Below are 22,729 nucleotides of genomic sequence, written 5' to 3'. Positions count from 1 at the left end.
CATATAAATTATACATTGGACGTCATAAAAAATTCATGTTTAAATGAAGAACGTAGCACTTGCTAAAAATAAAAATGTTATGTGTCTGCATAGAATAAGTGTTGAAAGAAGGAATTAGTTTATGGATGTTTCAATTGTTTTAACAATGTTAGCCGTCGGACTGATCTTAGGATTTGTCGGAGCAGGTGGATCAGGTTTTATTATTTCAATTTTAACGCTGCTGTACGGCGTATCTGTACACGTTGCACTCGCAACGGCTCTTACCGCAATGATTTTCTCTTCTTTATCTGGCGCTGTCAGTCATTACCGTGAAGGTAACGTATCTTTAAAATCCGGTATCTCTGTTGGTATCCTCGGTGCATTAGGCGCTTGGATTGGGTCTAACCTTTCATCCTTTATCCCAGAAGGCGAGCTAAAGTGGCTAACAGCCGGTATGCTTTTATTATCTGGTGTTTTACTTTGGCTGCGAATGTTTTTATTTTCCCGTCAGCAAAAAGAACGTACTGTTCCAACAGGAGCTAAATTTGTCGTCTACTCTTTACTCATTGGCTTAATTACCGGTGCTCTGTCCGGAATGTTTGGAATTGGATCAACTCCATTTATCCAGCTTGGCCTTATAATGGTGTTAGGCTTGTCGATTCGCCAGTCGGCCGGAACGACAATGCTCGTTATTATTCCGATTGCCATTGGCGGGGGAATGGGCTATTATCAGCAGGGCTTTTTAGATATTCCGCTGTTGATTCAAGTTGTGGTCGGCACAATGGTCGGTTCCTATATTGGAGCAAAGTTTACAAATCGTGTACCTGCTCCTGTATTAAAAACGTCCCTTGTAGCGCTGCCTATTTTCTCTAGCTTCCTACTTGTCATATAAGAAAAAAGCTTGAACTCTTGTTCAAGCTTTTTTTATGTCCATCTGATAAACAAACTGCTTTCCTTGGCTTCCAAAAATATGCCGGTTTGTATCAACAAAGCCGCTTCGTTTATACAGATGCTGTGCAGCCGTGTTTTTATAGTTCACGCCTAGCACCACTTTATTTATAGTCGGAAAGTGACGGTTGATAAAAAAAGGAAGAAGTTTCAATGACTTTTTGCCAACTCCCTTTCCTTGATAATCAGGATGAATGGAATAAGACCTTATTAAAAGCGCGCCGGAGCTCTCGGTATATTCTTTAACGGCTTCCCCTGCGTCGAGCACGAAAAAGCCGGCTAGTTTGTTTACTGCCAAAATCAAAACGGGCGTTCTATCTCTTTCCTGCTTGCACTTAGCTATAGCTTCAGTTGGAAGTGCCGTATAAATGAGCTGCTCTTCAGGCAGCGTATAGCTATGTATAGATGACTCGTAGGCTTCACTATAAAACGTTAGCGCTACATTTACTGTATTATCCATTCTATACCTTACTCCTTTTTCCATAGTATAGCACAAAAAAGCCGCATAAAGCGGCTTTTCCTTTATCTAGCGTCGGATACAACGGTAAAGCGTTCGTTTATATGCTCTCCTCGCTCAATTTCATCAATAACTGCAATGGCGTAATCAGCATAGCTGACATGACTGTTCCCTTCTGAGTTTAAAATAACATGATCTTTCCCTGTTTTATAAGCATCCGTTCGTTTTCCTGAAGGATTAAAAAATGCTGCTGGGCTAATAAACGTCCAATTAATATCACTTGTACTTTCTAAGTCTTTTAAATTTTGAGCTTGATTGTCAGCTGTCGCTTTGTACTCTTTTGGAAAATCAGGCGTATCCGCTAGACGCGTCGTTTTCTCCTCATCAACAAACAAACTGCCTGCTCCTCCTACAACAAGAAGACGAACGTCCGGAGCTTGTTTAAACACATGAATTAACGACTGCCCCGCTTCTACATGCAGATGTTCTTTTCCTTCAGGAGCTCCAAACGCATTCACTACCGCGTCGAAACCTTCAATATCGTTTGCCGTAATATCAAAGATGTCCTTTTCCAGTGTACGAACATCTCGTTCTTCTACTTTGCCCGCATCACGTACGATTGCCGTTACCTCATGCCCGCGATTTAAAGCCTCTTTCACGATAAAACTTCCTGCTTTTCCTGTAGCACCTACGACTCCAATTTTCATTTTATAACCTCCAGTAAAATTCTCTATATTTAGGTAATAGCCTTTTTTTGCTATGCTAAAACACTGCGAAACGATTTAAGCAAGATAGAGAACGAATAAAGAGGCTGAAGCGAAAGTTTTTTAGTTGAAGAAAGATCCGAACGTAGGTTTTATATATGTAGGTACTTCCAGCGGTTGATTGGAGGGTAAGGCGAAGACTCCTGCGGGAAAAGCGGAACAGGTGAGACCCCACAAGGAGGCTCACCTGCCGCCCGCGGAAAGCGAAGTCTTGCACAGAAATCAACTAGGGTGTACTAAACGATCCATACTGGCCTCTTTATCCATTTGTTCGACTTTAGATTAATTTAGTTATGCCTTAATCTCTTTGACAAAAAATAAATAAGTGCTTATTCAATTTCAATAAATAACACGTGAGCCATAGAATGAATTGATTTAATCAATTCTACTTTATTCCCTTTCTTTTTTGCTTTTCCTTTTATTTCAACAAAATAGAGCAGTTCACCTTGATGATGATCCTGGTGAATTTCATAGGATGAAATCATAATATTTTCCCTTTCAATCTTATCAAGGAGCTCATAAATAGCCTCTTGATTCGCTGCACGAAACTTAATTAAAATGGAATGAGTAGAAAGTGATGTAAACATCACGTTCAATATTTCTAAGCCAATCAGCACCAATATAGTTGCACTAATGCCGACTGTATACATACCCGCCCCAATGGTTAAACCAATTCCCGACGTTGCCCATACGCCTGCGGCTGTTGTGAGCCCTCTAATATGCTGCTTTTGGATAATAATCATACCTGCTCCTAAAAAACCAATACCGCTTACTACTTGTGCTGCAACCCGGCTCGGATCAAGGGCCATATGATCTTGATGAAGCACATCTGAAAAGCCATATTTCGAAATTAGCATAATCAGCGTGCTACCGACAGCAACTAAAAAATGAGTGCGAAAGCCCGCTTCTTTTGCTCTAAATTCTCTTTCTAATCCAACCAAAGCTCCTAACAGACCTGATAGAGCTAGACGACTAATAAAAGCTGCGGTCATTTTTCCTCCTCCTTTCCCTTCCTCTTCATTTTTTCATAAACGCACCTATTAACTATTTCTATTTTTGTTATAATTTACTATAACTAATTTTTGAAGTGGAGGCTAATCAAAGTGGATAAAATTATCGATTATTACAGCAGATTTGATGAGTGGGGAAGATTAGAACGGGAGCCTATTGAGTTTCAAGTAAACTGGCATTTTATCGAAAAACACCTTCCTCCCAGCGGACATATCTTAGATAACGGTGCTGGACCTGGAAGATATGCCTTAAAACTAGCAGAAAACGGCTACGAATTAACTCTAACTGATTTGACGCCTCATTTAGTTCAAACAGCTAAGGAAAAGGCTTTAGAACGGCAAGTATACAATGCATTTCGTGATTTTCACGTGGCAGATGCTCGGAATCTTCAATGTTGCCTGGATGAACAATTTCATGCGGCACTAATGCTTGGACCAATGTATCATTTGCAGAAGAAACAAGATCGCATTCAAGCTGTCCGAGAGCTGTATCGAGTCACAAAGCCAGGCGGAACTGTCTTTATTTCGTTTATGCCGCGCGTCCAGCACGTTATTTCTTCTTTAACATCCCCGGAGCGTTTAAAACCAAACAACACGGCAAAAGCGCTTCATGATTTTTATGAATCTGGCTGCTTTGATCATGCCGAAGAAGTCCGGTTTACTCACGCTTATTATGCTGATATTGAGGATATTATTCCTTTTTTAAAGAAGCATGGATTTCAATGCATTGAGCTGATTGCCTCTAACGTTGCTTCGTCCGTTAATTCTGAGGAATGGACTTACTGGAAAGAAAAGTATCCTGAAGAAATGGACAGCATCGTTCAACTGCTTATCCAACAAGCATCAAGTTCTTATCACCTTGGACTTTCTTCTCATTTACTCTATATCGGACGGAAGCACTAATAATCGCCTCTACCTATCATAGGATAGATAGAGGTGATTATTAATGAACCGTTTATTCAAATGGAGTGCGAGCACTTTGCTATGTTTGATGTACTGCTTTTTGATTCCCCTTCCTTCTTATGCAAGCGGTGACTCTTACTCTTCCTATGCAGAACTGCAGCAGTACGAGATTCTCCATCAAGACTATGATATTCGCTATGAACAGCGCTTTAGCTACCTATCCATTATGGCCATTCACGGCGGAGGAATTGAACCGGGCACATCAGAAGTCGCCAAAGAACTCGCCGATCGCTTTTCCGCTTCTTATTATTTATTCGAAGGCATCAAGTCCACTAACAACGGAGTTCTGCACATAACCTCAGAAAATTTTGACGAACCGATTGCTAGAGGAATGGCTCAGCAAAGTATGTCCGTCATGACGATTCACGGCTATAGCGGTAGTCAGCCTATCGTATATGTAGGCGGAAAAAATCAGCTTTATAAAGAGCTGGTAAAGCAATCGCTGCGCAAACACGGCTTTACAGTCCGTGACGCCCCTTCTGATATAGCCGGAACAAGCGAGCAAAATATTGTGAACGATAATCTGCTAAAAGCCGGAGTACAGCTTGAACTCACAGCCGAACTAAGAAAATCATTTTTCGTAAACCACGACTGGTCGAGAAACAACCGCATGAATGTAACGCCGCTTTTCCATACATTTATCACTTCCTTACAAGAAGCATCTTCTTCCTATCAAATTTTCCTTTACTTTCAAGTTCACTAACTTATCAACTCTTGCCTGTTCCTTGATTTCCAGACAAAAAAACCAGCGCAGTCTGTGTAGTCAAACGCGCTGGTTTTTATCTATTTCTCTCGCTAAAATAGACCGCTTAAAGCCTTTTTGCTCAAAAAACTCTTTGATTTCACGTGGACTTTGATAAGAAAGTCTAATCACGTAGTAGTTAATATATTCAATCCAAGCAAACGCGTAAAGGCCAAGAAAAAATACCAGTCCTTTTAATCCGTAGTTTATACAGTGATAGACGAATACACCTAGACCTATCACAAGAAGAATTTTATTCATTTTTTTTAAAAGCAGAAACAACTGAATGTAGCTGGAGGGCAAATGAGAATCTTCTTTTCGTCTCACTCGCCTCCATTTCATAAACCAGTACAAGCTTCCTTGAAACAAGATAAACTCAAGTATAATAAAAGCATACACACCTGAAAACGTTGTTAAATAAAAAGCTAGATGAGAAAACCCATTTAAGTACCCTACCACAGCGCAGCAAACAGTAAAGCTGACATAAGCTCTCCTGTCCATAAGCCAAATAATTTGCGCTTTACTTTCATCGAAATTCCCCCAGCATATCTTTCAATCTTACTGTTCAAACCAAGCTTTAAACAGCAGGTTTACACCTGTTTTTATTTCTTCATCAGACAATCCCGCAAATCCAAGCAATACATAGGGCGTCTTGTTTTCATCGGCACTATAATAATAAATAGACGTTGGATAAATCGTTACTTTTTGCTCGGCAGCTGCTTCAATTAGTTTCTGTTCACTCATTCCGTTTTTTACCTTAAGAAGGATATGCAAGCCAGAATGTTCTCCAACAATATCTACACTTCCTCCCATAATAGTAGTCAAACAATCTAGCAGCAGCGATTGTTTTTTGCGGTATGCTGTTCTCATTTTATTCAAGTGACGTTCCCAGTGTCCTTCTTTCATAAACAGAAAAAGCGTATGCTGATGAAGTCTTGAAACAGGCTGTTTAAAAAGTCCACAGTGCTTCACATATCTTGTAAGAAGCCGGTGGGGCAGCACGGCATAACTTATTCGAAGAGAAGGCATCAATGATTTTGAAAACGTCCCCGTATAAATAACACGATCGTCTTGATCTAATCCTTGAAGTGCCGGAATCGGTTTTCCTTTATAGCGAAATTCTCCGTCATAGTCATCTTCTATAATATAGCCGTTCGCTTCCTTCGCCCACTCTAGTAGTTCAAGCCTTCTTGCTATCGGCATGACCATACCAATAGGAAATTGATGAGATGGCGTAATGTACACCGCATCCGCTTCGCTTTCTTTCAGTTCCTTGACTTTCAAGCCAGAACTATCAAGAGAAACAGGGACGATCGACATGCCTTGTTCTTGAAAAACGTGCCTCGTTCGGTGAAAGCCTGGGTTTTCGAACCCAATTATCTTTTCTTTTCCCAGAATGACAGAAAGCAGCCACATGAGGTACTGTGTACCTGCACCTATTACAATTTGCTCCGCTGTGCAGCGCACTCCCCTTGAGTGGTAAAGGTACGCTGCAATTTCTTGGCGAAGAAGCAGTTCGCCCTGCGGATGTCCGCTATAAAAAAGATGGCTTTCATCATGATAAATAGCTTGAACCGTTAGCTTTTTCCACGTATTATATGGAAATTTTTCTACGTCTATCTTTCCATGGCTAAAATCAAGGGCAGTTGATTTTTGATCTTCTTGTTGCAGAGATACAGAGATAGGAGGCAGTTCTTGAAGCACGACTTCATTTTTTATCTCTTTTACAAATGCTCCTTTCCTGGCTAGTATCTCAATATAGCCCTCTGCTTCTAACTGTATATAAGCTGCTTCAACCGTATTTTGGCTAATGCTTAAATGAAGAGCTAACTTTCGTTTAGAAGGCAGTTTTTCATGAGGCGGAATGGTACCTTTTTGAATTTGTTTTTTTATGTAGGTGTAAAGCTGCATGTATAAGGGATCTGCTTTTCTTTTATCAAGCAAAGGCATTAACTCTAACATAGTGTTCTTTCCTTTCTAACTGATACTATTAAATTCGCTGTTTCTGACACTTACTCTTAGTTCAGTTTCTTCATATACTGAACTATATCTTATAAATCAAGGAGCTGACGCAATGACTATCACTTATAAAACCAACGTCTTAATCCGTGCGGAACAAGCTGCTGAAGTATTTGCACATTCCGGTATTAAACGTCCTGCACAAGATCTTGATCGGATTCAAAGAATGCTTGATCACGCTTCTCTTACTGTTACCGCTTGGAGCGACAGCGAACTCATTGGCATAGCCAGAGCGTTAACAGATTTTAGCTACTGCTGCTATTTATCAGATTTAGCTGTCGTAAAAGACTATCAAAAGCAAGGAATCGGCACACAGCTCATCAAGCACGTTCAATCAGAAATCGGTGAAGAAACCGCGCTTATTTTACTTTCCGCTCCTTCTGCTATGAACTACTATCCAAAAGTCGGATTTCATCAAATTGATAATGGGTTTAAAATTGATAGAATTCGGTAGACGCGAAGAAAGGAGCTTCTCCTTTCTTTTTATCCAAATGCCTGAGCTGCTATAGCAAAAAGATTCCCCTGCCTAGCAGGTAGGGAATTGACACCATACGCCATAACAGGAGGCTCATTTTGAAGCTGAAATCCGTGATTTTCCACAAGTTTTTTTAACGTTTCCTCATGAGAAGACAGGTCAATTCTCAGCTTTTCTTTGTAATTCTTCGCTAGTTCATCAATTATCAGCATTGCTGCTTCAGCGTTTGGAGCAACTACCGGCCCAATCACGATATTGCTCGGGGTACGAACCGCTAAACCATAACCCGTCATTTTATTTTGTTCGTTTTGTAGGACAACTGCTTTTTCAGCTTGCTGAATCCTACTTTTCAAAAATAACTTTCTATTATCTCCAAATGCTTCTTCATCAAGATTTACAACCTCTTTGAAGTCCCTTCTCGCTAAGGATCGTGTATAAAAACCTGAAGCTTTAAATGCTCTGGGTATGTATTCACTGCTTATATATTTACTTACATAGTCCACAGTTTTAAACCCTGCTTTTTTATATAAGTGCTCACCTTCTTTTGTCGCAATTAAGTAGGCATTCACTTCAGGGCAAAGAGTTTGCAAACAGTGCTTCATGAGCTGCCAGGCTAACCCTTGTTTTCGGTAATCTCTTCTCACAATTACCATTCCTATAAAAGCTGACTGATTTTTATACAAAACTACTGCTAAGCTTGATACAATGTTACCTTTCTCATTTCTATGCCCAAATACGTCTCCAGATGAAAAAATCGTATGTAAATCTGCTTCGCTATAATCCCATTTTTCCAACTTAGATAGCACTAGCAAATCCTTTATGTCTTTTTCACTAAATCTTTCTATCATTTCTGCCTATTTCCTCCCAACTTTTCGATGCACTGTACGGCGTTAAAAAGCTTAAAACTAATATACTTATCCACTTTCAATTACCACTTAACGGTTAACGAATTCTCTAACTAAATAGTACAGAATAAATAGAATATTTTCTACATTATTCATACGTACCAATGATCGCTTAAAACAAACTAATCATTTGCACATAAACTAATAAAAAAAGACCTCTTTCCAAGAAAGAGGTTTTTTCTTTTATTTTACTAGCTTTTGCTCAGCTGCAGCTGAACCTTGACTTCGTTTATGGAATCCTTTTGCGTAGTACGCGATAATAAGACCGATAAACCATAATGGTCCGATGACAACTGCAATTCTTGTATCTGGATTATATGCCATCAAAACCACCACTAGCGCTAGGAACGCAAGTGACACATAAGATGTTAACGGAAATAAAGGCATTTTATATTTCAGTTTTGCCTCTTCACCTGTTTTTAACGTTTTGCGATATTTAATTTGAGAAAGTAAAATAATTCCCCATGTCCAAATCGCACCGAATGTTGCAATACTCGTTACCCACGTAAATACTTTGGCAGGCACAATGTAGTTTAACGCTACTCCGACTAATAGCGCACCCGCTGATGCTAAAACAGCTTTTCCCGGTACGCCGCCTTTTGTAAGCTGACCGTATCCTTTTGGTGCTTCTCCATGTTCTGCTAAGTTAAACAGCATACGGCCTGTACTAAAAATACCGCTGTTACAAGAAGAAAGAGCTGCTGTTAGTACAACAAAGTTAATGATACCAGCCGCCGCTGGAATGCCGATTTTTTCAAATGTTAATACAAACGGGCTTCCCTGTGAACCGATTTCTTGCCACGGATAAATCGACATAATGACAAATAACGCTCCGACGTAGAAAATAAGAATACGCCAAAAGACAGAATCAATCGCTCTTGCTAGAGATTTTTCCGGATTTTTCACTTCTCCCGCGGTAACGCCGATCATTTCAATTCCTAAATACGCAAACATAACCATTTGCAGCGACAGCAAAATACCTTTGAATCCGTTCGGGAACAGTCCGCCGTTGTCCCACAAGTTTTTGATACCAGTCGCAACGCCGCCGTTGCCGATTCCAAACACAATCATTAATAATCCAACGGCAATCATTAATACAATCGCTAAAATTTTAATAAGTGCAAACCAAAATTCCAGTTCACCATATGCCTTAACAGCTAAGAAGTTAACCGTTGTCATGATGACAAGCGCCGATAACGCCCAAATCCAGTTTGGTACATCCGGATACCAATACCCCATATAAATACCAACGGCTGTAATTTCAGCCATACATGTTACAACCCATAAAAACCAGTAGTTCCAACCTGTTAAATAACCAGCAAGCGGCCCTAAGTAGTCGCGTGCGTACTTGCTGAATGAACCTGCAACAGGTTTTTGAATCGCCATTTCTCCAAGTGCTCTCATAATAAAAAACATAATCATTCCGCTAAATCCGTACGCCAATAATATTCCTGGCCCTGCTAATTTAATAGCAGATGCAGATCCAAGAAACAGTCCTACCCCTATGGCTGCTCCTAAGGACATCAGCGTCACATGTCTTTCTTCTAACCCGCGTTTCAATTCTTTCCCCTGAGTTTTCCCCTGCATAAACGTCTCCCCTTTTTCCAATCTGTCAAAACGAGATGAACACAGCCTTTTGTTAGCGCTTTCATATAAGTTTGTGCTAAAAGACAGCTAGGCTGTATATTTGTATTCTATCACCTTTCTCTCACTTTTCTTTTGTCGAAAAACAAAAAAATTATCTTATCATTTTGTTTAAACGCACAATTAGACATAGACACTGCTTTTTTAATATGTATTTAGTATTGCACCTAAGTAATAGTATTTTAAAAAAATAGAAAAACGCCGACTCAACTCCGTCAGCGCATCGTTCATTTTATGCTTTTTTATAAAAACTAGCATTTATCTCGCGGGTTCAAAAGTTTTACAGCCAGGTTCTTCCGTTTCAGAAACATGGTGACTACTTTCAGGACTCACAACGTAAATGGACTCTGCACTGCATTTATTTCCGGATTTCCAATACATGCACTCATTCACTTCACATAATACACCTTGGGCCACTGTTATCCCTCCTTTGCTTGTCTTATCTATTTACTACCCGAAATATAACGATTCTAACATTTTCACGTAAAAAAACCGCTTGGTTCTCAAGCGGATCTTTTTATTGCGTGTGTTCAACATACTGTTTTTTAGCTAAATATAACTCACGGCTCAGCGTGATCCGCCGTTCTCTCAAGTGCCTTAATTTAGCCTGAAATTGTTCGTTAGTTGGCTCTTCTTGAATTAAGCGATACGTAAAAGAAATATCTTCATTTAACTGTTTAAAATCTTCCCATATCTCTTGAACTAGGGCGGATTGTTTTTCTTCAAATGAACGATTTTGCTGCGTTTTTAGCACGGCTAAAATTTCTTGCTGCCACGTTTCGTCGTTTATTTCTTTTGCTAATAAGTATAGATCTAAATAATCGTCAATGCATAAAGCCGTTTGTGTATTATTCAATGTCATCACCTTTTCTATACGAAATGTTTCTTCCTAAGAAGAGGATTTCATCATAGAAAAAGTTTCCTCTTCTTATCTGTCAGAGCTAGGCTATGCTGGAATTAGCACCATTCAATAATTGTGGTTGCTGAGGCTTCAAAGGGCCAGTCCCTCCACCTCTCTAGATAAGAATATTTCGTTTTTAAATTATTTCTGACCATTCTAATATGTTTTATAGGTTACGTCAATAGATTTTCAATAAAAAGAAAAAAGAAGTAAAATATGGTATGCTTTCATAAAGGATGGTGAGCACATGAAACGATATATGTTATCTGCTTTTTTGGGAAGCTTGCTGCTGCTTCTCAGCATTGCCTTTTCATCTACTTTCCATATTGCAATTGTCAAAACAACCGGAAGCATCGGAGGGGTTATTTTAGCAGCGGCGGCTTTAATTATGAACGCGCTTGAAGATCCCCCCTCCTCAGACAATACAGGTGGAGGAGCCGTTGAAGTACTAGATAAAGGCGCTGTTTGGGCTACTTATTTACTTTTACTTTCATTACCGAACCTCATCGCATGTATAATATCTTATGTTTTATGGACTCGCTGACATTCACTAACGGTACGGACGTTTCACCACTTGGAAGCTCATTGATATTTGTTTATCTACAAATCCAAGTTCACGATACACATGCTGTGCAAAATTCCCAGCATGAACGCTGAGTCTGATTTCACGGTATCCTTTGATAGACAATTCATCAATTGCTTTTTGCATTAACGGCTTGGCCAAACCTTGCCCGCGGTATTCGGGTACAACATATAATTCGTAGATAAAGCCAATTTCTTCTTTTGAAAAGAAGTCGGTAGATGGGCCGATAAGAACCCAGCCTGCGAGTTTATTTTCTTGTCTTAAAACTAAATAATAACAGCCTTTTTCAAAGGCACTACCAATTAGTTCATTTACGCGTTCAGCTGACGGATGAAACTGCTTCATTGTTCCTTCAAACAGCGCATCAGCAGATTTCGTCCGAATTTCCTGTAATTCTTCTTCAGTAGCTTTTGCAATCATTATAGATCTCTCCTTTCGTGTTCGTTTTCCACATGCGAGGATAAATTCCTGCAAAAAAAGTCTTCGCCTAAGCGAAGACTTTTATTTAAATTCAAAATGTTCTTGATGATTGCCTCGTTCGTCCGTCCAGTTAATCATAATGTCTAAACCTGCCGCTTTTCCAGGAACAGCAAAATTCGCATAGCGAAAGCGCTGACCGCTTTTGCTTAAGTTAGACCTTTCAATAGGAGAAAACAAGCTGTATTTCGCCTTATTTTTTCCTTCGTGCCGAAAAGCTTGGACCTGCACGCGCTCTACGTCTTTTCCAATGTTTTCAACGGTTAATCCATATGTATGATAGACATTATTTTTCCACTTTAGCTGATTATCTCCCGTCATGCTCGCTTTTGTCAGTTCAACCGACCATTGTTCAGATGATTTCTTCATCGGAAGCTTCTCAATCGAAAGAGCGTTGACATGAATGGCTGCAAAAGCAAGCCACACAAAACAAAAAGTGCTGACTGTATAAAATAGTCTTTTCATAGATTTTGATCTCCTTAGAAATTTTAGTAGTAGCATTTCCTGTTCACTTAAAAATTATGATAAACGCTTTAACAAAAAAAGCCTCTCCATTTAGGAGAAGCTTCTTATTAATGCATAAGCAAATCTTTTTGTGTGTCTAATGAGTGTTTTGTATATAAATCTCTTTCAATCGCATATTTAGGACGCTGTTTCACTTCGTTAAAAATCTTGCCAATGTATTCTCCGACAAGACCCATTCCCATCAGCTGCAGGCCGCCTACAAGCCAAATTGATAAAATAAGAGACGTCCAGCCAATTTGCGTATGATCTAAATATTTTTGAATCAGCGCGTAAATACCAAACGCAATACTAAAAAGAAAAGAAGCTCCTCCAAGCAGCGTTAATAGGCGTATTGGCGCTACGCTAAAAGATGTAATTCCATCAAATGCAAAAGCAAGCATTTTCTTTAACGGATATTTTGATTCGCCCGCTATCCGTTCTTTGCGGTCATATGTGACTTCCGTGGAGCGAAATCCTACTAATGGTACAAGGCCTCGCAAAAAGACGTTGCCTTCTTTATATTTCATAAGTTCACCAAGAGCACGTTTGCTCATGAGACGAAAATCGGCGTGATTTTGAACGAGCTGAATTCCTAGCTTATTCATAACACGGTAAAACCCTACTGCCGTGGTTCGTTTAAAAAATGTATCGGTTTCTCTGCTGTCTCGAACACCATATACGACTTCATACCCGAGCCAATATTTCTCTATAAAAGTACGAATAACGCTGATATCATCTTGCAAATCTGCGTCAATGGAAATGACGCAGTCGGATTGCTTATGGGCTGCTTCTAGTCCTGCGAGCAAAGCATTTTGATGTCCTACATTCCGCGCTAGCTTTAACCCTTTTACAAACAAATTGCTGCAGCTTTCTTTTTCAATAAGCGACCACGTTCTGTCTTTGCTTCCATCGTCTACAAATAAAATGGTACTTTCACTTGATACAAGACGTTCATTTATCAGTTCTTTTACTACAGTAGTTAATTGAAAAGATGTTTCTGTGAATACTTCTTCTTCGTTGTAACATGGAACAACAATCGTTAAAATAGGTCTGTTCATGCTATTGCCCCCTTACTTTGCTTCATATACATACACTTTCCAAGCGGACTGTTTATCGTTAAACGCTTTTAAAAAGTGCAAACCGTCACTTTCAGCATTTTCGATTGGCACAGCTGAAAAGATATAGCGACCGCCCATTTTTTTAAATTGGCTGATATTAAGCTGCAAATGACGGATTTTTTTCGTTGAGTCTTTTCGGTAATCATATTTTTTCCCTAGCTCGCTAACAAACACATAGCAGCGGTTGCCCCAATGATCATAGTAACTTTCTAACTTTTTATTTTTATCAAGCTCTTTGGCAATGATTTTGCGAAACTCATGTTTATACGTTAACGGATAGAAGTTGTTATACGTATCTAGCGTATAAAAGCCGTTATACTGAGCAATGGATGGATGAAGCCCAATGCTTGCTACCCGATAAGATGATTTAGGTTTCCCTATATATCTGCTGATTTCATCGAATTGGTGGACAGCATAAAATTCTTTGACTGACGGCTCGTGATTGTAGCGATAATAAAGCTCAGGGTTCGCTATAAATAACACAAGCAGCTGTAAAACCAAACACACCCACACAAACTTTTTCCACGCCTGGCCCCGTTTCCATAAAACATAGCTGCCAACTGCAAACATCAAATAAATAATGAGAGGGCGTAAAAAATGAAATCTAGCAAAGTTAAACGTATTAAAAAGCTGATATTTTTCTTTTAGCGGCTCCCATCCTTTATAAAACCAAAATGCATACCACATCGACAGTAGGAGATTAAAAATAAATAACTGCAAAAACGTTTTTTCAAGCTTTTCTTTCTGATTGCGAGCAACAATCCACAGTACAATAAAAGAAAGCGGCAAAATGACAAAGGTATGAAGTGTCATTACATGTGTATGCCCAAGCGTATAGTTCTTAAAAGCAAGGCGAACGGAATGTCCGAAACTTAGAGTAGAGCTTAAAAATTCATTTCGACTCGTCGGGGCCTCCGGAAATAAAAGAGAATCAACAAGGCGGTATTCAATGAGCAGAAAGACAGCGGTCATCGCTGCAATACTGCTTAAAAAAGGAATATTCCACACTCGTTTTTTAACTGCATCTCTTAGCCACAGCGTTCCCATCGCCGTTAAAAAGAAGAAAAACCCTAGCACAAAACTTGCGTAAAACGGAAGCAATAAAAGAGTAAGCCATTCCTTCCACGTTCCTTCGCGGTTTCGAATGGTTAAAAACGCCCACAGCGCCAGCGGCTGTCCTAATGTACTCAGCATGCCTGAAGGCCAAAAAGGAGTAAGTGCAAAAGCAAGTGATACAAGCACTCGAATCGCATAAGCATCCTCACTTTTAATAAAATGCTTTTTTAATAATAAGTACATTCCAATTAAAGCAAATACGCGCGTGATCGTTTGGCTGAGACTGTACGCAAGCATGGTCGGGAATAAACCATACAGCCACTGAATACCGCTAAATTCTGTTCCAAATGTATTCCTCGGCAATCCGTTAATAATTTGAGGTAATACGGCATGACTGGAGCCAAACAGCTCTCCGCTTCGATGCAGAACTTTATACCACGTAATATTTGAGTCTAAATTATCGTGCACGCGTATATGTGAATTTTCCCCGAGCAAAAACATAGGAGATACATATGCAAGCAGCAAAAGGAAAGCGATAATAAGCAATGTTTTTTCTTTATTCATAGCTGTTTCTTTCTTCATCTGTTAACACCTATTTCCATTTCGTAATTGCTAGAAGCTAATCGTGTACGACGACTGCTTCTTTTTTTGTATTAAATACAAAGTATTTTTGACCCGTATAATTTAAAAGCGTATACAGACCTGTTCCAATTAATATACCGACATCTTTTTTGAACGGACGCATAGCAGCAGGAAGTTGATGCAATAACCAGCTGGAGAACTGCAGTCCAATATAGTAAGACAAGCCGTAGCAAACGCCGATAACCAAAATAAAACGCAGTATGCTTGTAGATAAATGAACTCCGCTTTTAAACGTAAATATTCGATTTAACACGTAGCTGACGACTGCTCCTGTTGCGTTTCCGATAAACGTTGCTGCCCAGTAATGATGAAAAATATGAAGCAGCACATACATAATGGAAAGACCTACTGCTGTATTGACCAGTCCCACTACTAAAAAACGTACAAAAGATCCTTTCATACAAACTCCTTTTGATTTTTGATACTTTCATGAAAATTACATATTATGACTTTAAATACAGTTTCAGTGTAGCAACTCCACTTAAAAATCTAATGAAAATAACATTAAAAACAGATGAAAAAAAGCTAAAAGAATCAATAAAAATTAGGACTCTTTTAGCTATTTAGTAGAGCCTTCAATGATTAATTTTTGGTCGCTTTGATTGTCAAACGCATCCACTGCCGCTACTTCTATTTGATACGCAGTATGAGGCTGTAAACCTGATAACGGAAGACTTAGAACATCCGGAACGGGATCGCTGTAGTATTGAGAAAATGCATTATATGTTTTGACCACTTCTCCAGTTTCTTTATTTTTGACGGTAATGCGATAAGAATGAACCATCAGATTATCCACCGCTTGCGTAAACTGGATATACAGCTGATTCGATGAAGCTTTTTCTTGTATAACAGAAATAGTAGAGCTTGGCAGAAAAATCGGTTTTACTAAATCTCGTTCATTCGTGTAGTGAAACTTTTTTGCATCTGCAGGTATGTTAATTTCCCACGCTTCTCCTGTCCAGTTATTTGCGTGAAAATCCCGCCTTTTAACGACTACTTTTCGATTATAAACCTCTACAAGAAGACCTTGACTCACATCTCGGTAGCCAGGAGGAAGTTCACCTTGTAAATATCCGGCACCAGGCCAAATATACCGAACAGAAGACGTTGCAAGAGATGTAAAATCTCTTTGAAAAATAGTACGAGGATCGTCCAACGGATGGTGGGTATGACCAGAAAATGTAATGACTTGCGGATAAGGTTTTAACGTATTATAAAGAAGTTGTTCATTCACTTCTATCCCCCATCTGTTTTTCCCGTACAGTGTATTGTTAATAGGCTGATGAATAAAGACAAAAATCGGTTTTTTAGGATCGTCTCGCTTTGCTATCTTCAACTGTTCAGCAAGCCAGTTAATTTGTTTGACTGAATAATCACCGGCCGTCAGACGGCTTTCTGTTCCAAGCATGATAAAATGATATCCTTTTATCACTTGATGAAAATAAAGAGCTTTCATTTTAGTTTTAGATAAAAAACGCTGCTGCGCTTGCTGATTGGTTACGCTGTCCCTGTATTCATGATTACCAATCGTAAAAAGAGATACGGCCTGCGGCTGTTTATTTTGATTATAAATAGAAAAAAAGCGGTCGTATTCTTTTAACGCGCCGGTATCAGCCAAATCTCCTACTACTACAAATGCATCTTGTTTCGGTGCCTGTTCATTTAACTGCGTTAATGCATGTTGAAAAGTACGCAAATCAAGCGTTCCTGTTTCCTTAATATGAACATCACTGATCACAGGAAAAACTAGCTTTGGTTCGATGTATCCGCTTCGTCCGCTCTTCTCTTCGGCTCGTACGTTTAAGGTAATACCGCATATAAGAACACTTATTAATACTAAAGCGAGCCAGTCTTTTTTCAGCGTTTCCATAAAACCGCCGAGCATGATGCTTCCTCCTTTCTTCACTGCTGCGTCTCAGTCATTTTCTCTACGTGTGTGAGCTTTTATTTTATGTAATTTCAAAATATCTAATCGTATAGTTTCAATATTTCTTTTCGTGTTTGCACACACTATGTTCACAATCAATTCATTACACTTTTCCTAGTCATAGTGGTATGATTTTCGTATATTACAGACTAATTGTTGAAAATGTAGGAGTGAATATTTTGAAAACGGTCGCTGTTATTGGAGGAGGAATTACGGGCTTAACCACTCTGTACTATTTGCAGAAACTAAAACGAGAACGTAATCTCCCGCTTAAATTATTATTACTAGAGAAACATGCCCATTTAGGAGGGAAAATCAATACCCGTGAAGCTGGGGAATTTATTATGGAAACAGGGGCGGATTCTATTGTAGCTCGAAAAGAAAACGTTATGCCCCTGCTAGAAGAGCTGTACTTAACAAACGATTTAGTCTATAACAAAACGGGCAAATCGTTTATTTACTCTGCTAATGAGCTGCTTCCAATTCCTGAAGATACCATGTTCGGTATTCCAACAAGCGTGGAATCTCTTTTTAAGAGCGAGCTGATTTCTTCAAAAGCTAAAATTACAGCTTTAAAAGACTTAATTACTAAAAATACAACGTTTACGAAAGACAGCTCAATCGGACTCTTTTTAAAACATTTTTTAGGAGAAGAGCTAGTAGAAAAGCAAATTGCACCTATTTTATCGGGCGTCTACTCTGGCGATTTAGACAAACTTACGATTTCTTCGACTCTCCCGTATCTGCTCGACTATAAAAACACGTACGGCAGCATCATCAAGGGAATGGGAGCCAATGAAAAAAAATTTAAAACGGCAGGAAATAAAAAATTCATTTCGTTTAAACAAGGTTTATCAACGATTATTCACCGCTTAGAAGAAGAGCTTTCTGATGTAACGATTTTAAAAGATACGCCAACCACCAGCATAAAACGGAACGGTGAACGTTACCAAATCAGTACGCCGGGGCAAGCCCATTCAGCGGATTACGTGGTGTTAGCTACACCGCACACGGCTGCTCAGCAACTGTTGAACGATCCCGAATTAAACGAAGACTTTGAGCAGTTAAAAGATTCTTCTCTCATTAGCATGTACATCGGCTATGACGTTCCAGACGAATACCTTCCCGCTGAAGGCACCGGGTTTATTGCCTCTCAATCAAGCCACTTAATCGCCAATGCCTGCACGTGGACGAGCAAAAAATGGGCTCACACCTCTAAGCGAGGGAATTTGTTAGTTCGCTTATTTTATAAAAGCACGAGTCACCACTTTGACACCCTGCGGACGATGTCAAAAGCAGAGCTGCTAGCAGTGGCACAAAAGGACATTGAAAACAGCTTAGGAATCAAAGAGCAGCCCATTGAAAGCGACGTAACCAATTGGGATAAATTGATGCCTACCTATCACCTTAAACACGGTGAACTTGTACGCAGCTTGACTCAAAAATTGCATGACAAGCACCCCGCTATTACATTAGCCGGCTGTTCTTACTATGGAGTAGGCATTGCAGCGTGTATAACAAACGGCAAACAAACGGCTGAAGCTATCTCTCAACAGTTGACTTAAAAAAGGTTTGAAAACAATAAAAGGCCTGAAAATAAATATATTATTTTCAGGCCTTTTATTACCTTTTCGTTAGCATATAAAGCTACTTTCCTTACTATTAACAACTCTTTTATCGCTTTTCTTTTTGCAAAGCAGCAGTAGCAAACAATACAAGATAGCGCTCGTCTGAAGTTAATCTAAGCCAATGTTTCACTTTATATCTCACAGGTTTCCGCTCCCTTCTTTCAAGGTTTTATATGAAAAGACTTTATATAAAGATTCAATAACGATAAGAAATGATGCTTGATATGTATTTTATTCCCACGCCCGCTTGTTTACAAACTTTTTTAAACGTAAGACTCTTCGTTTATTTCCCTGAAAATAACACCGTTTTCGCCATTATCATCTTACTATTTGAGAAAAAAGTGTACATTTCTTTCCTATTTTGACGAACATTGCGATAAATAAAAGCTGCCAATTGCGGCAGCTTTTATGTTAAAGGACTAATCTAATTATATTGCCTGATGGATCTTTTGTGATGAAATCTTGGTTTTCTTTAGACACAGCTGCTCCGATTTCACGAAGCTGATTTATTGCCTGCTCCCTTGCTTCTTCAGCTGGAAAAACAAGTGTAAATGACCCCTAAACCAACGCTGCTTTCAAGAGGACTAGGCGCTCCAATTCCATTCCAAACGTTTAGTCCGATGTGATGATGATAGCGCCCAGTTGAAATAAACAATGCTTGATTATGGTAATTGCTCACAACCTCAAAACCTAATCCATTTCGATAAAAGTTTTCCGTTTGCTCTAATTCAGAAACGTGAAGATGAATATGTCCCATTAAGGTAGCTGAAGGTAATCCTGTCCATGGTTTACCGTTTCCTTCAGCTAATATCGCTTCTGCATCTAAAGGTTTTGTAGCCATTACTACTTCACTGTCATTCCATTCCCATGTACTTGACGGACGATCTCGATAAATCTCTATGCCGTTTCCATCTGGATCTGCCAAGTACAGCGCTTCGCTCACTAGATGATCAGACGCCCCTTGAAGCGGATAACCGCTATTTAACAAATGCTGCAGTATACTTCCTAAATCAGAACGAGTCGGCAACAATAGAGCAAAATGATATAAGCCTGTTGTACGAGGCTGTTTTGCTGTAACGTTTTCCGGCTGTTCAATCGATAACAGCGCGGTGCGTCCATCAGCTGTTAACAGAGCTTTGTTCTCTTTTCTCCCTAAAAGTTTAAACCCAATTATTTGCTGGTAAAAAGCAAGTGAACGCTCTAAATTTTCTACTTTTAAATTTACTTTCCCAACAAATATATGAGGAGCACGGTGAAAGTTCATGATTATTTCTCCTTTTGAATATATTATTTTTTAATTAACTTACTTTGTGTAACTGATTATATTTTTATAACTTTATTTCGTCAAGTTATTTATTTTACTATCATAACTTAAAGCTTGTATCACTGCACAACCAGTTGAATAAGCCCGCCTGCTCATAACATAGTATGAACAGGCGGGCTTATTTATCATTATGCATAAACTATCAAAACAGTTCTCTGCTTTTGCGCTTGACATTTCCATTAACAAAATACTGTATTCTCTCTTTTTGCTCATTTGTTGGCTTCTTATACGTTTCACATTCAAACTGAAAACATGCTTTTTCTAAATCGACTTCATTTCCTACAATTTCTCCAATCGCACTCAATTGGTCTAAATCTCGCCAAAGTTCCTCAGAAGTTTCAGGGTCAAAATGAGATGAGAGATAATACTGCGCATCATATTTTTTAAGTTCTCTTTGAATCCGCTCAAAGTCTTCTTTATCATAGCTCCAGTCACCGCTATAAAGATCTGGGCATAGACAATCACCTAAAAACAGGACTTTTTCCTGGGGTATGTAGACAATGGACGAGTCCTGCGCGTGTACCCCTCCAATATGCTGAATACAACAAGTAATTCCACCCAAGTCAACTTCCATATGATGATGAAACGTTACATCCGGCTCCTGTAAAATTAACGTGTCTCGACACGGCATTTCTTTCTTGATCATATCCCGGCAAAACTCGATTTCTTCCCCCTCCTGAACGCGTTTATCTAAGGCATCATCGTCCCAGCGCAGTGTCTTTAAATAAGCCAGCTTTTTCTTCGTTAGATGATGGCTGATTGTATACTTGTTCATGGCATGAATGCCAAATGTATGATCCCAGTGCCAATGCGTAATAGCTACTCCTTTGAGTGGAGGCACGCCCATTTTTTCAACTTCTTCTAAAAATAATGATGCATGCGCAGGAGAATTCCCGGCATCTACGATGAAACTATACTTCTCCCCGCATATAAGCCCGAGCACCGGCCGATCCGTTTCTTCAGAATGAGGAAAGTAATAAACATGGTCCGTTAGTTTTTTCAGCATATTTACACCCGCTTTATGTAGTTTAATAAAAACCGCTTCACTAAATGGTAAATAATGATAAATAAACTGTACCATACTCGGTGCTGCTTGCCTATCCAATTAGCTGATATTGGACTTTTCTTGAAGAGCTATGACTTTTTTCGGCTCTTCTGCTTTGTACTTTAAGAAGATCATCACACTAATCATCACAATCATCCCTCCCACTAGCTGAGAAACAGTGGTCATTTCTCCAAGCAAGAAATAAGCGAGAATGATGGCACCAATTGGCTCTCCTAAAATAGCCATTGAAATCGTTGTAGCACCTACGTAATTTAACAGCCAGTTAAATAAGGCATGACCAAAAATATTAGGAATAAGCGCTAAAAGCAAAAAGATCCACCAGTCTTTTGATTCATACTGAGTGAGCGATATATGTGTCCAAACATTGTAGACAAATAGAACCAGGCCACCGATTAAAAAAACGGCGAAGCTATAGATGATTGAAGGCATTTTCCTGCATAATTCTTGCCCCGCAAGCATATGAACAGAAACAGCTACTGTACCTAAAATAGAAAGTAAGTCTCCGTAAAGAGCCGTTTTGGATAGTCCGATATCTCCCGATGCGATAATCACTGAGCCGCTAACAGCAATTAAAATGCTGATAATTCCTACTTTGCTTGTTTTTTCCTTAAATAAAAAATAAGCTCCTATCACTACGAAGACCGGCTCAAGCGCAGTTAAAATCATAGCGCTAGCAACTGTTGTATGTGAAAAAGACTCCATCCAAAACAGAAAGTGAAGTCCTAAAAACACGCCTGATACAGCTAGCATTAGCCATTCTTTTACCGTGCTGTTTTTAAAAAGAATTTTCATTTTCCTCCATGGTAAAAACGGTAAAAATAAAAGGACCGTAAACAGCAGTCTATACATTCCTAAAATAGAAGCAGGTGCGTTCGACCATTTAATTAAAATAGAAGAAAAAGAAACGGCTAATACACCGATTAAAAGAAAGACAGGAGGCGGTAAAGGAAGAGTTGATTTATTCATGCCATTACTCCTTTTAGAATCTCTTTTTTCATATTTACTACGGGAATATCCACTCCCCCTCTATGTACGATTTCTTTTTCCTCTATGTAAAAGCCCATTGATTCATACAAAGCTATATTACGAGAAACGCTCATTCGCACCTTGCATGATAAACTTTCCTTGCCACACTCTTTGGCGTACGTTTCTAGCCATTGAATAAGCTGCTTAGCCATTCCTTTTCCTTGAAAAGCAGGAATGACAGACAGACGGTAAAAATATAAGCTCGTTTCTTCTAGCGTAAAACGCGCCATCGCTACCGGCTTATTTTCGACGTATAAAATGACAGCTTCTTTTCCGTGCTTTAACGATTGCATAATAGATTCTATCGTTTCATCAAGAGCACTGGACGGTGGGACAGAATCCCGATATACGGAGAAGGCTTGCAGCATAAGATCGTGAACTGTAGCAGCGTCCTCTGGCTGTGCTAAACAGTACTTCATAAATTTTACCCTCTTTCTATAAAAATTAAGTATATCGAATCATTATACAACACCACCTATTTTTTTCCTACATCTTTTATTGAATTTTATTAGAAGAAATAACCTCTTTTTATGCTTTTATGCCTTCTTAACTTTACTCCATTAATCTATTA

Annotated in this window: 24 protein-coding genes, 1 pseudogene and 1 riboswitch; of the genes and pseudogenes, 6 read left to right on the top strand and 19 right to left on the bottom strand. The window is 39.2% G+C overall.

Annotated elements, in window-relative coordinates; genetic code table 11:
• The first annotated feature begins 121 nt into the window (after nt 1-121).
• Complete coding sequence (locus AC0C45_RS04860) at nt 122-871, top strand: sulfite exporter TauE/SafE family protein (RefSeq protein ID WP_237892853.1); 750 nt, start codon at nt 122-124, stop codon at nt 869-871.
• Nucleotides 872-892: 21 nt separating this feature from the next.
• Here AC0C45_RS04860 and AC0C45_RS04855 read toward each other — a convergent pair whose 3' ends face one another.
• From AC0C45_RS04855 to AC0C45_RS04845, 3 genes are all read right to left on the bottom strand, one after another.
• Nucleotides 893-1,387 carry a GNAT family N-acetyltransferase gene (locus tag AC0C45_RS04855; RefSeq protein ID WP_034649476.1) on the bottom strand — a complete coding sequence of 165 codons (495 nt, stop codon included), beginning with the start codon at nt 1,385-1,387 and terminating at the stop codon, nt 893-895.
• Nucleotides 1,388-1,449: 62 nt separating this feature from the next.
• Nucleotides 1,450-2,091, bottom strand: coding sequence for an NAD(P)-dependent oxidoreductase (locus AC0C45_RS04850; protein WP_047930698.1), 642 nt, complete (start codon nt 2,089-2,091; stop codon nt 1,450-1,452).
• 386 nt (nt 2,092-2,477) lie between these two features.
• Nucleotides 2,478-3,140 (bottom strand): MgtC/SapB family protein, encoded by a 663-nt coding sequence (locus AC0C45_RS04845; protein ID WP_034649473.1) that lies wholly within the window; start codon nt 3,138-3,140, stop codon nt 2,478-2,480.
• A 111-nt stretch (nt 3,141-3,251) separates the two neighbouring features.
• Here AC0C45_RS04845 and AC0C45_RS04840 point away from each other — a divergent pair, with 111 nt between their 5' ends.
• Entirely contained in the window at nt 3,252-4,061 is an 810-nt protein-coding gene (locus AC0C45_RS04840) for a class I SAM-dependent methyltransferase (RefSeq protein ID WP_237892855.1), read from the top strand.
• Between the two features lie 43 nt (nt 4,062-4,104).
• A complete protein-coding gene (locus tag AC0C45_RS04835) occupies nt 4,105-4,824 on the top strand; it encodes a poly-gamma-glutamate hydrolase family protein (RefSeq protein WP_171776696.1) in 720 nt (239 codons plus the stop codon).
• A gap of 60 nt (nt 4,825-4,884) precedes the next feature.
• Here AC0C45_RS04835 and AC0C45_RS04830 read toward each other — a convergent pair whose 3' ends face one another.
• Both AC0C45_RS04830 and pdxR read right to left on the bottom strand, forming a co-directional pair.
• The gene (locus tag AC0C45_RS04830; RefSeq protein WP_441342909.1) at nt 4,885-5,190 is read right to left on the bottom strand and encodes a hypothetical protein; all 306 of its coding nucleotides are present in this window, start codon (nt 5,188-5,190) and stop codon (nt 4,885-4,887) included.
• Nucleotides 5,191-5,421: 231 nt separating this feature from the next.
• Nucleotides 5,422-6,825 (bottom strand): MocR-like pyridoxine biosynthesis transcription factor PdxR, encoded by a 1,404-nt coding sequence (gene pdxR, locus AC0C45_RS04825; RefSeq protein WP_171776695.1) that lies wholly within the window; start codon nt 6,823-6,825, stop codon nt 5,422-5,424.
• 112 nt (nt 6,826-6,937) lie between these two features.
• Here pdxR and AC0C45_RS04820 point away from each other — a divergent pair, with 112 nt between their 5' ends.
• Nucleotides 6,938-7,336 (top strand): GNAT family N-acetyltransferase, encoded by a 399-nt coding sequence (locus tag AC0C45_RS04820; protein WP_034649463.1) that lies wholly within the window; start codon nt 6,938-6,940, stop codon nt 7,334-7,336.
• A gap of 29 nt (nt 7,337-7,365) precedes the next feature.
• On the opposite strand, the gene AC0C45_RS04815 is transcribed toward AC0C45_RS04820, so the two are convergent.
• The 4 genes from AC0C45_RS04815 to AC0C45_RS04800 all read right to left on the bottom strand — a co-directional run bounded on the left by AC0C45_RS04815 (nt 7,366) and on the right by AC0C45_RS04800 (nt 10,768).
• On the bottom strand, nt 7,366-8,205 hold the full coding sequence (locus AC0C45_RS04815; RefSeq protein WP_047930702.1) for a GNAT family N-acetyltransferase: 840 nt from the start codon (nt 8,203-8,205) through the stop codon (nt 7,366-7,368).
• A gap of 240 nt (nt 8,206-8,445) precedes the next feature.
• A complete protein-coding gene (gene alaP / locus AC0C45_RS04810; RefSeq protein WP_013058652.1) occupies nt 8,446-9,849 on the bottom strand; it encodes an alanine permease AlaP in 1,404 nt (467 codons plus the stop codon).
• Between the two features lie 315 nt (nt 9,850-10,164).
• The gene (locus AC0C45_RS04805) at nt 10,165-10,323 is read right to left on the bottom strand and encodes a DUF1540 domain-containing protein (protein WP_016765258.1); all 159 of its coding nucleotides are present in this window, start codon (nt 10,321-10,323) and stop codon (nt 10,165-10,167) included.
• A 100-nt stretch (nt 10,324-10,423) separates the two neighbouring features.
• Nucleotides 10,424-10,768 (bottom strand): hypothetical protein, encoded by a 345-nt coding sequence (locus AC0C45_RS04800; protein ID WP_230586511.1) that lies wholly within the window; start codon nt 10,766-10,768, stop codon nt 10,424-10,426.
• Nucleotides 10,769-10,831: 63 nt separating this feature from the next.
• Nucleotides 10,832-10,933: riboswitch (SAM riboswitch) on the bottom strand.
• 121 nt (nt 10,934-11,054) lie between these two features.
• Between AC0C45_RS04800 and AC0C45_RS04795 the strand changes: the two genes are divergently transcribed.
• The gene (locus AC0C45_RS04795) at nt 11,055-11,351 is read left to right on the top strand and encodes a hypothetical protein (RefSeq protein ID WP_016765260.1); all 297 of its coding nucleotides are present in this window, start codon (nt 11,055-11,057) and stop codon (nt 11,349-11,351) included.
• A 6-nt stretch (nt 11,352-11,357) separates the two neighbouring features.
• Here the strand turns inward: AC0C45_RS04795 and AC0C45_RS04790 are convergent, their stop codons facing one another.
• The 6 genes from AC0C45_RS04790 to AC0C45_RS04765 all read right to left on the bottom strand — a co-directional run bounded on the left by AC0C45_RS04790 (nt 11,358) and on the right by AC0C45_RS04765 (nt 17,072).
• Nucleotides 11,358-11,810, bottom strand: a complete 453-nt coding sequence (locus AC0C45_RS04790; RefSeq protein ID WP_280168671.1) for a GNAT family N-acetyltransferase — start codon at nt 11,808-11,810, stop codon at nt 11,358-11,360.
• 81 nt (nt 11,811-11,891) lie between these two features.
• Entirely contained in the window at nt 11,892-12,332 is a 441-nt protein-coding gene (locus AC0C45_RS04785) for a hypothetical protein (RefSeq protein WP_013084629.1), read from the bottom strand.
• 107 nt (nt 12,333-12,439) lie between these two features.
• On the bottom strand, nt 12,440-13,429 hold the full coding sequence (locus tag AC0C45_RS04780) for a glycosyltransferase family 2 protein (protein ID WP_280168672.1): 990 nt from the start codon (nt 13,427-13,429) through the stop codon (nt 12,440-12,442).
• Between the two features lie 12 nt (nt 13,430-13,441).
• Entirely contained in the window at nt 13,442-15,127 is a 1,686-nt protein-coding gene (locus tag AC0C45_RS04775; protein ID WP_047930705.1) for a DUF6044 family protein, read from the bottom strand.
• Between the two features lie 37 nt (nt 15,128-15,164).
• Nucleotides 15,165-15,587, bottom strand: a complete 423-nt coding sequence (locus tag AC0C45_RS04770; protein ID WP_047930706.1) for a GtrA family protein — start codon at nt 15,585-15,587, stop codon at nt 15,165-15,167.
• A 159-nt stretch (nt 15,588-15,746) separates the two neighbouring features.
• Nucleotides 15,747-17,072 (bottom strand): metallophosphoesterase, encoded by a 1,326-nt coding sequence (locus AC0C45_RS04765; RefSeq protein ID WP_472927928.1) that lies wholly within the window; start codon nt 17,070-17,072, stop codon nt 15,747-15,749.
• A gap of 221 nt (nt 17,073-17,293) precedes the next feature.
• Between AC0C45_RS04765 and AC0C45_RS04760 the strand changes: the two genes are divergently transcribed.
• Nucleotides 17,294-18,679, top strand: a complete 1,386-nt coding sequence (locus AC0C45_RS04760; protein ID WP_034649449.1) for a protoporphyrinogen oxidase — start codon at nt 17,294-17,296, stop codon at nt 18,677-18,679.
• 474 nt (nt 18,680-19,153) lie between these two features.
• Here AC0C45_RS04760 and AC0C45_RS04755 read toward each other — a convergent pair.
• The 4 genes and pseudogenes from AC0C45_RS04755 to AC0C45_RS04740 form a co-directional block, all read right to left on the bottom strand.
• Nucleotides 19,154-20,006, bottom strand: a pseudogene (locus AC0C45_RS04755) (VOC family protein).
• A 202-nt stretch (nt 20,007-20,208) separates the two neighbouring features.
• Nucleotides 20,209-21,147, bottom strand: coding sequence for an MBL fold metallo-hydrolase (locus tag AC0C45_RS04750; protein ID WP_472927927.1), 939 nt, complete (start codon nt 21,145-21,147; stop codon nt 20,209-20,211).
• Nucleotides 21,148-21,171: 24 nt separating this feature from the next.
• The gene (locus AC0C45_RS04745; protein WP_237892860.1) at nt 21,172-22,098 is read right to left on the bottom strand and encodes a DMT family transporter; all 927 of its coding nucleotides are present in this window, start codon (nt 22,096-22,098) and stop codon (nt 21,172-21,174) included.
• On the bottom strand, nt 22,095-22,577 hold the full coding sequence (locus AC0C45_RS04740; protein WP_016765270.1) for a GNAT family N-acetyltransferase: 483 nt from the start codon (nt 22,575-22,577) through the stop codon (nt 22,095-22,097). Before AC0C45_RS04740 ends, AC0C45_RS04745 begins: the two co-directional genes overlap by 4 nt.
• Nucleotides 22,578-22,729 lie beyond the last annotated feature (152 nt).

The sequence above is a fragment of the Priestia sp. VA7 genome (assembly GCF_055710015.1).
The sequence above is the reverse complement of the archived record's forward strand: the minus strand, read 5'-3'. Positions and strand labels throughout refer to the sequence as shown.

Bases quoted from the DNA above. Each gene is read 5' to 3' on its own strand.
- AC0C45_RS04860 (WP_237892853.1), top strand. From the start codon at position 122: ATGGATGTTTCAATTGTTTTAACAATGTTAGCCGTCGGACTGATCTTA.
- AC0C45_RS04855 (WP_034649476.1), bottom strand. From the start codon at position 1,387: ATGGATAATACAGTAAATGTAGCGCTAACGTTTTATAGTGAAGCCTAC.
- AC0C45_RS04850 (WP_047930698.1), bottom strand. From the start codon at position 2,091: ATGAAAATTGGAGTCGTAGGTGCTACAGGAAAAGCAGGAAGTTTTATC.
- AC0C45_RS04845 (WP_034649473.1), bottom strand. From the start codon at position 3,140: ATGACCGCAGCTTTTATTAGTCGTCTAGCTCTATCAGGTCTGTTAGGA.
- AC0C45_RS04835 (WP_171776696.1), top strand. From the start codon at position 4,105: ATGAACCGTTTATTCAAATGGAGTGCGAGCACTTTGCTATGTTTGATG.
- pdxR (WP_171776695.1), bottom strand. From the start codon at position 6,825: ATGTTAGAGTTAATGCCTTTGCTTGATAAAAGAAAAGCAGATCCCTTA.
- AC0C45_RS04820 (WP_034649463.1), top strand. From the start codon at position 6,938: ATGACTATCACTTATAAAACCAACGTCTTAATCCGTGCGGAACAAGCT.
- AC0C45_RS04815 (WP_047930702.1), bottom strand. From the start codon at position 8,205: ATGATAGAAAGATTTAGTGAAAAAGACATAAAGGATTTGCTAGTGCTA.
- alaP (WP_013058652.1), bottom strand. From the start codon at position 9,849: ATGCAGGGGAAAACTCAGGGGAAAGAATTGAAACGCGGGTTAGAAGAA.
- AC0C45_RS04800 (WP_230586511.1), bottom strand. From the start codon at position 10,768: ATGACATTGAATAATACACAAACGGCTTTATGCATTGACGATTATTTA.
- AC0C45_RS04795 (WP_016765260.1), top strand. From the start codon at position 11,055: ATGAAACGATATATGTTATCTGCTTTTTTGGGAAGCTTGCTGCTGCTT.
- AC0C45_RS04790 (WP_280168671.1), bottom strand. From the start codon at position 11,810: ATGATTGCAAAAGCTACTGAAGAAGAATTACAGGAAATTCGGACGAAA.
- AC0C45_RS04785 (WP_013084629.1), bottom strand. From the start codon at position 12,332: ATGAAAAGACTATTTTATACAGTCAGCACTTTTTGTTTTGTGTGGCTT.
- AC0C45_RS04780 (WP_280168672.1), bottom strand. From the start codon at position 13,429: ATGAACAGACCTATTTTAACGATTGTTGTTCCATGTTACAACGAAGAA.
- AC0C45_RS04775 (WP_047930705.1), bottom strand. From the start codon at position 15,127: ATGAAGAAAGAAACAGCTATGAATAAAGAAAAAACATTGCTTATTATC.
- AC0C45_RS04770 (WP_047930706.1), bottom strand. From the start codon at position 15,587: ATGAAAGGATCTTTTGTACGTTTTTTAGTAGTGGGACTGGTCAATACA.
- AC0C45_RS04765 (WP_472927928.1), bottom strand. From the start codon at position 17,072: ATGCTCGGCGGTTTTATGGAAACGCTGAAAAAAGACTGGCTCGCTTTA.
- AC0C45_RS04750 (WP_472927927.1), bottom strand. From the start codon at position 21,147: ATGGTACAGTTTATTTATCATTATTTACCATTTAGTGAAGCGGTTTTT.
- AC0C45_RS04745 (WP_237892860.1), bottom strand. From the start codon at position 22,098: ATGAATAAATCAACTCTTCCTTTACCGCCTCCTGTCTTTCTTTTAATC.
- AC0C45_RS04740 (WP_016765270.1), bottom strand. From the start codon at position 22,577: ATGAAGTACTGTTTAGCACAGCCAGAGGACGCTGCTACAGTTCACGAT.